Origin of the sequence: Parascardovia denticolens DSM 10105 = JCM 12538, assembly GCF_001042675.1 — a bacterium.
Classification (GTDB): domain Bacteria; phylum Actinomycetota; class Actinomycetes; order Actinomycetales; family Bifidobacteriaceae; genus Scardovia; species Scardovia denticolens.
Map to the genome: position 1 here is coordinate 942,194 of NZ_AP012333.1, position 13,654 is coordinate 955,847.

Below are 13,654 nucleotides of genomic sequence, written 5' to 3' on the forward strand. Positions count from 1 at the left end.
CGGCGACGTCTTTGAAGAGGGGGCGATTCCCTCGAGTGGTCATACTTGCTATGGCGTAATATACGAAGTATGTTACGCGAGTTTACCAATCCAGACATAACAGTCACCACTGAGGCCGACACCATCTTCTCCTTCCTTTCCCGTCGCGTGGCCAAGAACCCCGATGGACCATTGGCGGCCTACAAGGGGAAGAAGCATGAATGGGTGTACGTTTCGGCCCAGGAGATGATGGAGGCCGTCCGCAAGGCCGCGAAAGGTCTCATCGCCTTGGGCATCTCCAAAGGGGATACGGTCGTGATCTACGCTCCCACCTCGTACGCGTGGGGAGTGGCCGATTTCGCCTGCGCCGCCATCGGAGCCATCTCCGTGCCGATCTACGACACGGATTCCGCCGGTCAGGTGGCCACCATCGTTTCGGAGACCAAGCCGGCCATCGCCTTCACGGCAGGGGATGAGCGGGCCCAGACTTTGGAGGCTTTGCGGGCGGACAGCGCCACCTCTGTCAAGTACGTCTTCAACGTGGACCGCGGAGGTCTGGAAGCTTTGGAGGACTGGGGATCCCAAGTGAGCGACGAGACCTTGAACAAGGCCATCGCCCTGGTCCAGGGGCATGACGTGGCCACCATCGTCTACACGTCCGGCTCCACCGGCAAGCCGAAAGGCGCCATGCTGACCAACACCAATTTCGCCCATATCGTCATCAATGGCCCCAACATCCTGCCCAACATGCTCAACGCCGACGTGACCCGGCTCCTGCTTTTCCTGCCGCTGGCCCACTGCTTCGCCCGGTACATCCAGTATTCCAACATGAACAGCGACAAGGGCGTGGTCGCTTATCAGGCCGACGTCAAGCACCTGCTCACCGACCTGCGCACTTTTCATCCCTCCTATCTTTTGGGCGTCCCCCGTGTCTTCGAGAAGGTCTACAACGCCGCCTCGCAGAAGGCCGGCGCTGGTCTGAACGGCCATATCTTCGCCAAGGCCTTCAAGCATTTCGTCGCCTGGGGCAAGGCCGAGCAGAACGGGCAAAAGCATACCTTCAAGGAGAAGGTGGAACATGCCTTCTACGAGCGGTCGGTCGGGGAGTCCATCCGGTCCGCCTTAGGCGGGCAACTGCATTTCCTGGCTTGCGGCGGAGCCCCCATCAACATCGACCTGGCCTTCTTCTTCCACGGGATCGACGGGATCACCTTCATCCAAGGCTATGGCATGACCGAAACGGCCGCCCCCTGCGTCATCAATTCGGAGAAGTTCAACCGGGTCGGATCCGTCGGACGCGTGGCCCCTGGCTTCTCCAGCCGTTTAGCCGAGGATGATGAGCTGGAAATCAAAGGCCCCAGCGTCTTCGCCGGCTACCTCAACAGTCCTCAGAAGACGGACGAGGCCTTCGACGGGGCCGACCATCAATGGTTGCGCACCGGCGATTTGGCCGAGATCGACGACGACGGCTATATCTATATCGTGGGCCGCAAGAAGGACGTCATCATCACGGCAGGCGGTAAGAACGTGTCCCCTTCTCCCATGGAGGACATCATCAAGACCTGCCCCATCGTCTCCCAAGCCCTGGTTCTGGGCGATGGCAGGCCCTTCATCTCCGCCTTGGTCACTCTGGACCCGGATATGGTGGAAACCTGGCTGGAAGGCCAAGGCCGGGCCGGAAGCCTGACCATGAAAGAGGCCTGTGAGGACGACGCCGTGCGCTCTTTGGTCCAGGAATACATAGACCGGGCCAACTACACCGTGTCCCGGGCAGAATCCGTCCGCAAGTTCATCATCATCCCCGACGATTTCAACCAAGAGGACAAGACCCTCACCCCTAGCATGAAAGTGGTGCGCGGGGCGGTCCTGAAACAATACAAATCGCTCATAGATAGCCAAATGTATGCTCCTAAAGCATCGACCATGCCGAAGGCTCCCACGGCCAAACTCATGGAAGCGGCGGACTCCGTCTCCGAGACCACCCAAAGGTCCATCAAGCAGGCCCAGGAGAAGCTTGAACCCGCCCTGGCCAAGGCCAAGGATTCCATGGACACGATCAAGGATTCGGTCAGCAAATACGTCAAGGCTGATAAAGGCGTCAAGACCGATAAAGCCGACCAAAACCCGTCCGAAAAGGGAGACTCTGAGGCTGATGGCCCCGCTTTCGATCAGGAAAGGGAGGCTTAGGCCCGTGACCATCAGAGACATCCGGATCGTGCCGGACCCTGTTTTGCGCACCGTCTGCGACCCCATCACGACGATTACCCCGGCCGTGAGGAACCTAGTCCAGGACCTTCTGGACACGGTGGACGACCCCGGCCGGGCCGGTCTTTCGGCCAATCAGATCGGCGTCGCCCTCAGGGCCTTTTCCTACAACATCGACGGCAAGGTCGGCTATGTGCTCAACCCCAAGATCGTCGCCCGGTCAGGGGAACAGTACGGGGATGAAGGTTGCCTGTCCGTGCCCGGACTTTGGTACAAGACCCGCCGGGCTGATTACACCCGAGTCGAAGGGATCGACCTGGACGGCAAGAAGATCGTCCTGGAAGGCAAGGGGATCATGGGCCGCATGCTCCAACACGAATGCGATCACCTGGACGGGCACGTCTATCTGGATCGCTTGGAGAAGGAAGAGCGCCGCGAGGCCCTGCGGTACATGCGTCGCCAGCAGAAGGCGGCCTGAGACCGAGGAAGACCCACCAAAGTCCGTCGAAAACTGCCTAGATCCATTTCAGGCCTGTAGGTCTTCATACGGGAACGCGTAAAACATACAGGCCTTTTCCTATAATGACTTCTTGCATGTCGATTTCCCGATCGGGAGGCGGTCGTCGCCTTTCCGATCGATCCCATCGTCCATGACATGCGAATTCGCGCTATGCAGGCGACGGCCTGTGTCGGTCGGTTCCCGAAGCCCTGCGGTCCCAGGAGCTGTACGCAGGTACGCATAGCCAGGCAATAACCGACAGAAAGGTATATCATGGCACAAATCACCATGAGCCAGATGCTCAATGCTGGCGTTCATTTCGGTCATCAGACCAGCCGTTGGAATCCCAAGATGAAGCAGTACATCTTGATGGAACGCAACGGCATCCACATCATCGACCTGTTCAAGTCCATGGACTTGATCGATCAGGCCTACACCTTCATCAAGGACACCGTCGCCCACAACGGCACCGTTCTTTTTGTCGGGACCAAGAAGCAGGCCCAGGAGACTATCACCGCCCAGGCGACCCGCGTGGGCATGCCTTACGTCTCCGAACGCTGGCTCGGTGGCATGCTGACCAATTTCCAGACCGTCTCCAAGCGGGTGGCCCGCATGAAGGAACTGGAAGAGATGGACTTCTCCGATGTCCATTCCAGCAACCTGACCAAGAAGGAACTCCTCCTGCTCGAGCGCGAAAAGGACAAGCTGGTCAAGCAGCTCGGCGGCATCCGCAATATGAACCGGACCCCTTCCGCCATGTTCGTCGTGGATATCAACAAGGAAGCCTTGGCCGTCGAAGAGGCCCACAAGCTGGGCATCCCCGTCGTCGCCCTGGTGGACACCAACTGCGACCCCGACTCCGTCGACTACGCCATCCCCGCCAACGATGACGCCATCCGCGGCGTTGAACTGCTCACTTCTCTGATGGCCGACGCCGTCGCCGAAGGTCTGCTTGCTCGTTCCGACAAGGCCGCCAAGGCGACCAAGTCCAACGAGAAGGAAGCCGCCCAGCCTATGGCCGAGTGGGAGAAGGACCTTTTGACCAAGGACGCCGAAGCCGGGAAGGAAGAGCCGGCCGCGGAAGTCGAGGCCGAAGCCAAGGCTGAGTAGTCTTTTCATTCGACTCGTCCTCTTCATTGTTGACAAGGAGTAAAAAAACAATGGCACAGAAAGTAACCGCCGCCCTCATCAAGCAGGTGCGTGATGAAACCGGCGCAGGCATGATGGACGTCAAGAAGGCTTTGACAGAAGCCGAAGGCGACGTCGATCGCGCCAAGGAGATCATCCGCGCCCGTGGCATCAAGGCCGCCGGCGCCCGTGAAGGCCGCAAGGCCCAGGAAGGTCTGGTCGCCTCCCAGGTGGTCAAGTCCGACGCAGGGGAGGCCGGCTATGCGGTCGAGCTCAACTCAGAGACCGACTTCGTGGCCAAGACCCCTCAGTTCGTCCAGTTCGGCGATGAGGTGATCGCGGACGTGGTCAAGGCCGAGGCTTCCAACGAGGCCGAAGTCCTGGCCGCTCCTTCCCAGGCCGGTACCATCAAGGACACCATCGACGAGGCCGCGGCCCTCTTCCATGAGCACGTCAAGCTCGGTCAGGTGGCCAAGGTGGAAGGTCCCCATGTGGAGATCTACGCCCACCGCAAGTCGGTCGAGCTGCCCCCCTCCATCGTGGCCATGATTGCCACCGATGAAGCCGGCGCCCAGATCGCTCATGAAGTGGCCTTGCAGATCTCCGCCATGGCCCCCAAATGGCTCTCCCGCGACGACGTCCCCGCGGACGTGGCCGAGTCCGAGACCCGCGTGGCCACGGAGAAGTCCCTGGCCGAAGGCAAGCCCGAGAAGATCGTCCCCAAGATCGTGGAAGGCCGTCTCAACGCTTTCTACAAGGAAGTCTGCTTGCTGGATCAGGCCTATGTGAAGGACACTTCCCGGTCCATCGCCGATCTCTTCAAGAGCGTTGGCGGCAAGGCCGTGGCCTTCGCCCGCGTGGAAGTGGGCAAGGGGCCCAAGGCCGAAGAGGCTGAGAAGGCTGAGTAAGCCAAGGAGCCGGCGGAAACCGCTGGACCCGCTGAAAAGCGAACAGGACCGGAGCCTTTCTGGCTCCGGTCTTTTCATGCCTGTCAAGGGTCGAAGGTGTCTGTTCATTCAGCTACCATGTAAAAGAATAAGCCTGGAGGTTAGATATGGTGAATGGCAAAGAAGCGCATCCTCGACGAGTCCTTCTGAAATTGTCCGGTGAGGCTTTCGGCGGCGGCTCCGTGGGCATCGACACCACCGTGATCCGCCGTATCGCCGGGGAAATCAAAGAGGCCAGGGACAAGGGCAACCAGATCGCCGTCGTCGTCGGCGGAGGGAACTTCTTCCGTGGGGCCGAGCTCAGCCAGGCTGGTCTTGAGAGGGCCAGGGCCGACTACATGGGCATGCTGGGGACCGTCATGAACTGCCTGGCCTTGCAGGATTTCCTGGAGCAGGAAGGGCAGGCCACCCGGGTGCAGACGGCCATCGCCATGGGGCAGGTGGCCGAGGCCTACATCCCCTTGCGGGCCATCAGGCATCTGGAGAAGGGGAGGGTCGTCATCTTCGGCGCCGGAGCCGGCATGCCGTACTTCTCCACCGACACCGTCTCCATCCAAAGGGCCTTGGAAATCGGCTGCGATGAAGTCCTCATGGGCAAGAACGGGGTGGATGGCGTCTATTCGGCCGACCCTCGCAAGGACCCTACAGCCACCATGTTCACCACCCTCAGTTATAAGAAGGCCTTGGTGGACAACCTGGCCGTCATGGACGCCTCCGCCTTGTCCATGGCCAGGGACAACAAGATGCCCATCCGGGTCTTCGGCCTGGAGACTCCGGGCAACATCACCAAAGTCATCAACGGGGAGCCCTTGGGAACCTTGGTGACGGATCACGATTAAGGGCGGATTCACGATTTTTGAAGAAGAACCAACCGAACCACCGAACCATAGGAGAACACATGTCAGTAGTAGATGAGGCCAGCAGCCAGATGGACAAGACCATCGAAACCACCAAAGAGAACTTCGTCGGGATCCGTACCGGCCGGGCCAACCCCGCGCTTTTCAACGGCCTGACCGTCGATTATTACGGAGCCCCCACCTCTTTGAAGGCTTTGGCTTCCATCGGCGTGGCCGATAATCGCACCCTGTCCGTCACTCCTTTCGACGTGACCCAGGCCGGATCGATCGAGAAGGCCATCCGCGATTCCGATTTGGGGGTGAACCCCCGTCGCGACGGCAACGTCATCCACGTCACCCTGCCGGAGCTGACGGAGGAGCGCCGCAAGGACTATGTCAAGCTAGCCCACGAAATCGCCGAAAGAGGCAAGGTGGCCGTCCGCAACATCCGCCGCAAGACCAAGGAGGGCATCGACAAGGCCACCAAAGACGGCGATTTCGGCGAAGATGAAGGCAAGAGGCTCCTGACCGACCTGGACAAGGCGACGAAGAAGGCGACCGAGGAGATCGATACCCTCTTGGAAACCAAGGAAAAGGAGATCCTCTCCGTCTGATCGACCCGGGGATCATTTTTCTTTAACCGATATTCTTACGGAGTGACGGCGCAACATGGTTGAAAACGGACGAGCGGACCAGCGGATGGATGGGGTGAAGGCGGAGGCCAAGGACAAGGTCGACCAGATCAGCAAGAAGGCCGGCAGGAATATGCCCCAGGCCATCGCTACCGGGGCCCTCCTGGTCCTCTTGGTCCTGGCCTCCATGATTTTCAACCCGCAGCCTTTCATCTTCCTGGTGGTGATCTTCATGCTCATCGCCTTGTGGGAGCTGCGGGTCGATTTCGCCGTCGTCGGCATCCGCATCCCGCTCGTGGCCTTGTGGATCTGCTCGGCCGCCCAGCTTCTGAGCGTCTATTACCTGCCGGCCAAAGACCATCTGGCCGTCGCCTTGGCCGGCATCACCGCCACTTTCCTAGTGACGGTCATCTTCGCCAGCATCAACCGGAAGGGGTCGGAGCGGGCGGCCGAAGCGGCCTTGGCCAAAGTCAATTCCGGCCTGGCTGGCGAGTTGGAGGGGCAGACCCCGCACAGCGCAGTCCTGCCGGATGGGCAGCCGGAACGGTACCGCAATATCCTAGCCACCTGCCTGGCCGTTTTCTATGTCCCCTTCCTGGCCAGTTTCATCGTCCTGCCCATGACCATGAAACATTATCTGGCCCACGCCATCATGGTCATCTTCGTCCCCGCTCTGGGGGACACCGGTGGCCTGCTTTTCGGGACGTGGCTGGGCAAACACAAGCTGTCCCCCCGCATCTCCCCGAAAAAGTCCTGGGAGGGGCTCCTGGGGTCCGTCCTTTTCACCCTGGCCGGGACCCTGATCATCGGAGCCTGCACCTATGCCTCAGCCACCTGGCGCAGCAAGTGGTTCGTCCTCGTCATCCTGGGTCTGGTCATCGGACTCGTCGGCCTGTTCGGCGACCTGAGCGCCTCCATAATCAAACGGGACTTGGGGATCAAGGACATGGGGCATCTGCTCAAAGGCCACGGCGGCGTTTTGGATCGGGTGGATTCCATCCTCATGTGCGCCCCGGTGACCTTCTTCATCTTGGTCGCCGCCGGCCTCTAGACATAATCTAGATATTTATGACTACTGGAAAATGACGAATCAACAAATCACGTGTTGTTGACTGCTGGATTTGGCGTACCGCCAAGGACCCTTCCGATGGCCTTCCTAGGGACCTTGTTTGGCGGCTTCTCGCCAGGCCGCATGATAGGCTGATTTCGGCAGAACAGACCACAAAGGACAGCGAATGATCGACGAAACAAGCGAACCGGAGACTGGCATCACCCCTGGGGGCACCAAAGGGGCCTTCCGGGATGTCCTCTCGAAGGACCACGCCCGCCGGGGGAAGCCGCCCCTCCACTTGGTCGACATGGACCAGGATCAGCGAGTGGATCTGATGAAAGACCTGGGCTACCCCTCTTTCCGCCTGAAGCAGCTGGGGCAGCACTACTTCGCCCATGATGACGTCGATGTGGCTTCTTACAGCGATTTCCCTTCGGCCAAGGCCCAGGAAGTCAAAGAGGCCTTTTTCCCGACCCTGATCACCCCTCTTCTGGAACAAGAGGCCGACCATGGGACGACCATCAAGACCTTATGGAAGCTCTTCGACGGGTCCCGGATCGAATCGGTCCTGATGAAATACCCCAGTCGGACCACCTTGTGCATCTCCAGCCAGGTGGGATGCGGGATGGCCTGTCCTTTCTGCGCGACCGGTCAATTGGGGCTGACCCGGAACATGTCCGCGGGGGAGATTCTGGAACAAGTCCGCTACGCCAGCGCCCAGGCCCGGGATGGGCGTTTGGGGGAGCCGACCCGGTTGAGCAACGTGGTCTTCATGGGGATGGGGGAGGCCTTGGGCAATTACCGGGCCATGATGAAGGCCATCAGGCGGATTTCCGCCATGCCTCCGGAAGGCTTCGGCATCTCGGCCCGGAACATCACCATTTCCACGGTCGGCATCGTTCCCGGAATCCGCAGACTGATGGGGGAGGGGATCCCCGTCCGGCTGGCCGTCTCTTTGCACGCACCTGACGATGAGCTACGCGACGAACTGGTCCCCATGAACAAACGGTTCAACACGACCCAGGTCTTGGACGCCGCCCATGACTATTACCTGGCCACCCATCGGCGGGTGAGCATCGAATACGCCTTGATGAAGGGCATCAATGACCAGGCCGTCCATGCCCGCCTTCTAGCCAAACGACTCAACCGTTACGGGGACAATTGGGCCCATGTCAACCCCATCCCCCTCAATCCCATCGAAGGGTCCAAATGGACGGCTTCGAAGCCGGAAGACGAAGCCCGTTTTCTTGACATCCTCCACGAAGCCGGCATCACCGCCACTTTGCGCGATACCAGGGGATCGGACATCAACGGGGCCTGTGGTCAGCTGGCCGCCAAAGAACTGGTGACCCGCGCCGAAGAAGAACTCGCACAAAAGGAGGACGCCCTCTATGCATAGCGTCGGCAGCATTCTCACCCATCCATCCGCGGCGGTGGAGGCCTACATCCAGTCTCCGACCGTTTCCAGCTTCCACATCGGGAACCTGACCATCCACTTTTACGCCATCATGATCCTCCTCGGCATCATCGTCGCCGTCTGGTTGACGGCCAAACGATGGAAAGCCCTGGGCGGAACCTTCGACCAAATCCTGGACCTGACCATCATCTCCGTGCCCTGCGGCATCGTCGGCGCCCGCCTCTACCACGTGATCACAACCCCGGACCGCTATTTCGGGCCGGATGGGAATTGGGTCGATATCTTCAAGATCTGGAACGGGGGCCTGGGCATCTGGGGGGCCGTCTTCCTTGGCGCTTTGGGAGCCTGGGCCTGGTGCCGCCACCGGCATTACCCCATGGCCCTCCTAGCCGATTGCTTGGCTCCGGCCCTTCTCATCGCCCAGGCGATCGGGCGTTGGGGCAACTGGTTCAACCAGGAGCTTCATGGATCCTGCACCACCTTGCCTTGGGGCCTGATCCTCAACGAATCCGCCCTTGAGCTGCCGATGGAGAACGCCGGCACCTGCCCAATCACCGGCCCTTACCATCCAACCTTCCTCTATGAGATGATCTGGAATCTGATCGGCGCCGCCCTCCTGCTGGGGATGACCTCTTTCATCCGCAAACGGTTCAAGGCCGGTTCCGCCTTCGCCTTCTACGTCATGTGGTACACTTTGGGCCGCACCTGGATCGAACTCTTACGAGTCGATCCGGCCGTTTGGGTCCTGGGTCTGCGCATCAACGTCTGGGTGTCCATCTGCGTCTTCGTGGCCGCCGCCGTGGTCTTCGTCATCTTGCAACGTAAAGGGTCCACGACCAAACGCCTGTCCGCCCTCCTGACCAGGGTCACCGCTTACGAGGCCAAGATCGAGGCCGGGAAGATCAGCCATAAGGAGGTCTCCTCCCAGCTGGAGTCGGAGAGGAAGGCCCAGGCGGACGAAGAGAAGGCCATCCGTAAACAGAGGCATGAAGCCTTGGTCGCCGAGCGCCAGGCCTATGAAGATGCCAAAAAGCGGGTCCTGGCCAGGAAACATGAACAAAAGGCGGCTCACGAGGCCGAAGAAGATGAGGAAAAAGACGACTGAGGACGGTCGGATTCGTCTTTCATCTTACCTAGAATGAAGCTTATGACTATTAAGATTGCACCGAGCATTTTGTCCGCCGACTTCGTGAATCTGCAAAGCGAGCTTGAAGCCATCAAGACCGCCGACCTGGTCCACGTGGATGTCATGGATCATCATTTCGTCCCGAACCTGACCATGGGGGAGCCCATCGTCAAAAGGATCTGCGAGGTTTCCCCCATTCCGGTGGACGCTCATCTGATGATCGAAGACCCGGACAGGTGGGCCCCCGAGTTCGCCCGTTGCGGCGCTCGATCCGTCACCTTCCATATGGGAGCCGCCCACGCCCCCGTCCGTCTGGCCCGTCAGCTGCACGACATGGGGGCCAAAGCCTGCTTCGCCGTCCGTCCGGCGGAACCGGTGGAGTCCATTTTCGATATCTTGGATGAGTTCGACATGATCCTCATCATGACGGTGGAGCCCGGTTTCGGCGGTCAGAAATTCCTGTCCAACCAGATGGGCAAGGTCCGCCGTCTGCGCGACGAAATCACCCGGAGGGGACTGTCCACCAGCATCCAGGTGGATGGGGGAGTCAGCCCCACCACCGCCCCCATCGTGGCTGAGGCCGGGGCCGACGTCTTGGTCGCTGGTTCCGCCGTCTACGGGGTCAAGAATCCCGCGGACGCCATCGCCGCGATCCGTCAGAAAGCCGAGGCTGCCTTCCGCAGGTAGGGAGGTTCATTCCGATGACGATCATGACAGACGAAGAGTCCAGGCTGGACGCTCAGAAGGAAGAGGAGCTGAAACCGAAGAACGTCGTCTTCACCATACCGAATTTCGTCAGTCTCCTCAGACTCATCTCCATTCCCGTCATTTCCTATCTGATTTATCGGGAGCAGATGTGGGCGGCCCTTGTCGTCCTCGCCTTCTCCGGACTCACCGACGGCTTGGATGGCTTCCTGGCCAGGCGGCTTCACCAAGTATCCAAGTTTGGGCAACTTTTGGACCCCATCGCCGACAGGCTTCTCATCCTGTGCACGGTATTGGCTTTCGGCCTCGCCGGCCTCCTGCCATGGTGGCTTTTAGGGGCCATCGCCTTGCGTGACTTCATCATGGCCATCGAAGTGGTCATCATAGCCCAATACGACTATGGCCCTTTGCCTGTGAATTTCGTCGGCAAGGTCGGCACGGCCTTGCTCATGATCGCCATCCCCTGCCTGATCGTCGCCGACATCAGCAAGGGGGACTTCTTCACCGCCCTCCATCTTCTGGCCGTCGCCGGGGTGATCTGGGGGGTCGTCTGTTATTGGGTGGCCGGAGGGGTTTACCTGAAACAGGGGTATGACATCCTGCGTCTGGAACGCACGAAGAAGGCCGCATGAGCCGAGAATCCGCCTCCGGCCTGAATCAGGATCCCGCAGGCCCTACAGACTCAAAAGAAGGCCGGATGGCTTCGGGGACGACGACCTCGGAAACAGCGACTTCGGAGATGAAGAAACCAGGCCGTGGATCGTGGGGGAGCAGGTCCCGGCTCTTCTCCGACAGGGACCGCCTCTCATCCGACCCCTGGTCAGACGCCTCCACCCCGGTCCCCATCCTCTCCCGGGAATCCCGGGACCCCTCCATCTACTTGAAAGACCCCATCCAGGATCCAGACGACTTGGAGACTTTCGTCCCTACGGCTGGAGCCATCCAGCAAAGGGCGATCTTCTCTTCGGACGTCCGCCGCCTCCTGCGTTACGAGGCCGTGGAGGACCGCTCCGGTCAAGAGACCAGACGAGGGCATCGAGGGAGTCGGTCCTCCTCCCGGCTTTTGGACGACCTGATCAACCGTCCTATGGACCAGATGTACGAAGATTCGACCTTGACCGCGCATTGGGAGACCCCGATCCAGAAATGGATCCAAAAGGCCATCTCCTTCATCCTCTGCGTGGCCATCGGGATCAGCGGCATGCAGGCCATCCGCCTCCTGCAGAAGGACACCAGGGCCAAGGTGCGGGCCACTTTGAGCCAGCAAGTGACGACGGCGGTCAAACGGCAGAGGACGGTGGAAGACCAGGTATCCAAACTCCAAAGCCAGCGGGACTCCCAGATCTCCTCCATCCGGAAGATGAACCTGACCCCCCAACAGAAATCGGACAACCTCGCCGATGCTCTGACCCCGGTTTCCGGCCCCGGAATCAAGATCGTCATCACCAATCCGACCAGAGAAGCCCAGAACGATTCCAACCGGGTCTCCGCCGGCCTGCAGAAGCAGACTCTGACCGACTCCCATATGCAGATCATCGTTGCCCGCCTGTGGTATTACGGGGCGGAAGCCATCTCCATCAACGGGATTCGGCTCGGCGCCCAAAGCTCCATCCGTCTGGCCGGCAACAACATCCTCATCGGGACGGTTCCCATCTCGTCCCCCTATACCATCGAAGCCATAGGGGATTCGAATAACTTGACATCGGCCATAGATGAAACGCATAATCCACAGTTGCGTCAGGCCTTGCAGTCCTATGGGATTCAGGTCTCTTTTTCCCGGCAAGGGGACTTGAAGCTCCCGGCCGTCACCAGCGTCACCGTGGAGAAAGCAAAGGAGAAATAAGATGGCAGCAATCATCGGCCTTATCGTAGGAGTCGTGGCGGGGATCTTCTTCCAGCCCAGCGTCCCCATCTGGCTCCAACCGTACCTGCCCATCATGGTGGTCGCCGCCTTGGACGCTCTTCTGGGAGCCGCCCGGTCCTACTTCGAACGGAACTTCAGCGACCGGGTCTTCATCATCTCCTTCATCGCCAACGTGGTCACCGCGGCCTTGCTGGTCCTCATCGGCTCCCAACTAGGGGTCGGTTCCCAGCTGACGACCGCCGTGATCGTGGTCCTAGGCATCCGCATCTTCTCGAACGTGTCGGCCATCCGCCGGTACATCTTCCGGGCATGAGGGGGAGAAGCGATGACCAAGGATGATATGACGGAAGCCAGGGAAAACGTCGAGGATGAAGCCACGGTGGACAGGTCCGACGACCCAGCCGGAGCGGAAGAAAGCAACGCACTGTCCGAAGGCAAGGTCGGCGATAAAAAAGGGGACAAGGGGACGAAGAAAGGGAAAGCGAAAGAGGAAAAGGAGGAGGACGAAGAGGAACAGACCGGAGCCTTCCCCGTCATTCCCCGCAAGAAGGTCAAACGGATCCCTCGGATTTCGCCCATGGTCCGCAACAAGGCCCTGGCCAGCGTCCTCATCTTCGTCCTGTGCCTGGCCTTGGGTTTCGGCTACATGTGGCAATCCCGGAACGTCGATACCACCTACAGCAACTTGAGCGAAGACGAGTTGGTCCGCCTCCTGGACGAGACCAATTCCCAGATCAGCAAGCTGGAGACGCAGAAAGCCAACCTGAATTCCCAGCTTTCCTCCATCAAGAGCGCCGCCAACAAACAGGAGGAGATCATCAAGATCGCCAAGGAGAACGAGCAGATCAACGGGATCCTTTCCGGACGACTGCAGGCCCAAGGCCAAGGGGCGGTCATCACCATCACCCAGAAGAGGACCCCCATCTCATCCACCGTCCTCTTCAGCGTCCTGGAGGAATTGCGAAACGCCGGGGCGGAAGTGATCGAGCTCAACCATGTGCGCATCATCACCTCCTCCTACATCGTCGACACAGCCAACGGGGTGGAATGCGACGGCCAGCTCATCTCTTCACCCTACGTTTTCCGGGCCATCGGCTCCTCTTCCGCCTTGGATAACGCCATCAACATCGCCGGCGGGGTCGGTTCCAAGCTGAGGGTAACGTACGGGGCGACGGTTAAAGTAGAGGAATCGGATAAGGTTTTGATTAGCGCTACGGTGCAATCCAGAGAAAACAAATATGCGAAAGCGGTAGGTGACTAAGATA

The 13,654-nt window shown here is 59.8% G+C and carries 14 protein-coding genes; all 14 read left to right on the plus strand.

Going from position 1 to position 13,654, the window contains the following annotated elements:
• The first annotated feature begins 69 nt into the window (after positions 1 to 69).
• Positions 70 to 2,166, plus strand: a complete 2,097-nt coding sequence (locus PSDT_RS03945) for an AMP-dependent synthetase/ligase (protein ID WP_006289248.1) — start codon at positions 70 to 72, stop codon at positions 2,164 to 2,166.
• Between the two features lie 4 nt (positions 2,167 to 2,170).
• Positions 2,171 to 2,662, plus strand: coding sequence for a peptide deformylase (gene def, locus PSDT_RS03950; RefSeq protein WP_006289247.1), 492 nt, complete (start codon positions 2,171 to 2,173; stop codon positions 2,660 to 2,662).
• Between the two features lie 294 nt (positions 2,663 to 2,956).
• Positions 2,957 to 3,793, plus strand: coding sequence for a 30S ribosomal protein S2 (gene rpsB, locus PSDT_RS03955; protein WP_006289246.1), 837 nt, complete (start codon positions 2,957 to 2,959; stop codon positions 3,791 to 3,793).
• A 50-nt stretch (positions 3,794 to 3,843) separates the two neighbouring features.
• Complete coding sequence (gene tsf / locus PSDT_RS03960) at positions 3,844 to 4,719, plus strand: translation elongation factor Ts (RefSeq protein ID WP_006289245.1); 876 nt, start codon at positions 3,844 to 3,846, stop codon at positions 4,717 to 4,719.
• Between the two features lie 146 nt (positions 4,720 to 4,865).
• Positions 4,866 to 5,597, plus strand: a complete 732-nt coding sequence (gene pyrH, locus PSDT_RS03965; protein WP_006289244.1) for a UMP kinase — start codon at positions 4,866 to 4,868, stop codon at positions 5,595 to 5,597.
• 59 nt (positions 5,598 to 5,656) lie between these two features.
• Positions 5,657 to 6,208 carry a ribosome recycling factor gene (gene frr / locus PSDT_RS03970; RefSeq protein WP_006289243.1) on the plus strand — a complete coding sequence of 184 codons (552 nt, stop codon included), beginning with the start codon at positions 5,657 to 5,659 and terminating at the stop codon, positions 6,206 to 6,208.
• A gap of 55 nt (positions 6,209 to 6,263) precedes the next feature.
• Positions 6,264 to 7,277 (plus strand): phosphatidate cytidylyltransferase, encoded by a 1,014-nt coding sequence (locus PSDT_RS03975; protein ID WP_006290428.1) that lies wholly within the window; start codon positions 6,264 to 6,266, stop codon positions 7,275 to 7,277.
• Between the two features lie 184 nt (positions 7,278 to 7,461).
• Entirely contained in the window at positions 7,462 to 8,676 is a 1,215-nt protein-coding gene (gene rlmN / locus PSDT_RS03980) for a 23S rRNA (adenine(2503)-C(2))-methyltransferase RlmN (protein WP_006289241.1), read from the plus strand.
• Positions 8,669 to 9,799 carry a prolipoprotein diacylglyceryl transferase gene (gene lgt, locus PSDT_RS03985; protein WP_006289240.1) on the plus strand — a complete coding sequence of 377 codons (1,131 nt, stop codon included), beginning with the start codon at positions 8,669 to 8,671 and terminating at the stop codon, positions 9,797 to 9,799. Before rlmN ends, lgt begins: the two co-directional genes overlap by 8 nt.
• A gap of 33 nt (positions 9,800 to 9,832) precedes the next feature.
• Positions 9,833 to 10,507: a ribulose-phosphate 3-epimerase gene (gene rpe / locus PSDT_RS03990; RefSeq protein ID WP_006289239.1), complete on the plus strand. Its 675-nt coding sequence runs from the start codon at positions 9,833 to 9,835 to the stop codon at positions 10,505 to 10,507.
• A 23-nt stretch (positions 10,508 to 10,530) separates the two neighbouring features.
• Positions 10,531 to 11,157 (plus strand): CDP-alcohol phosphatidyltransferase family protein, encoded by a 627-nt coding sequence (locus PSDT_RS03995; RefSeq protein ID WP_006289238.1) that lies wholly within the window; start codon positions 10,531 to 10,533, stop codon positions 11,155 to 11,157.
• Positions 11,154 to 12,368 carry a DUF881 domain-containing protein gene (locus PSDT_RS04000; protein ID WP_006290426.1) on the plus strand — a complete coding sequence of 405 codons (1,215 nt, stop codon included), beginning with the start codon at positions 11,154 to 11,156 and terminating at the stop codon, positions 12,366 to 12,368. The genes PSDT_RS03995 and PSDT_RS04000 overlap by 4 nt, the downstream gene beginning before the upstream one ends.
• Position 12,369: 1 nt before the next feature.
• The gene (locus PSDT_RS04005) at positions 12,370 to 12,702 is read left to right on the plus strand and encodes a small basic family protein (RefSeq protein WP_006289236.1); all 333 of its coding nucleotides are present in this window, start codon (positions 12,370 to 12,372) and stop codon (positions 12,700 to 12,702) included.
• A gap of 12 nt (positions 12,703 to 12,714) precedes the next feature.
• Entirely contained in the window at positions 12,715 to 13,650 is a 936-nt protein-coding gene (locus PSDT_RS04010; RefSeq protein ID WP_006290425.1) for a DUF881 domain-containing protein, read from the plus strand.
• Positions 13,651 to 13,654: the final 4 nt, after the last annotated feature.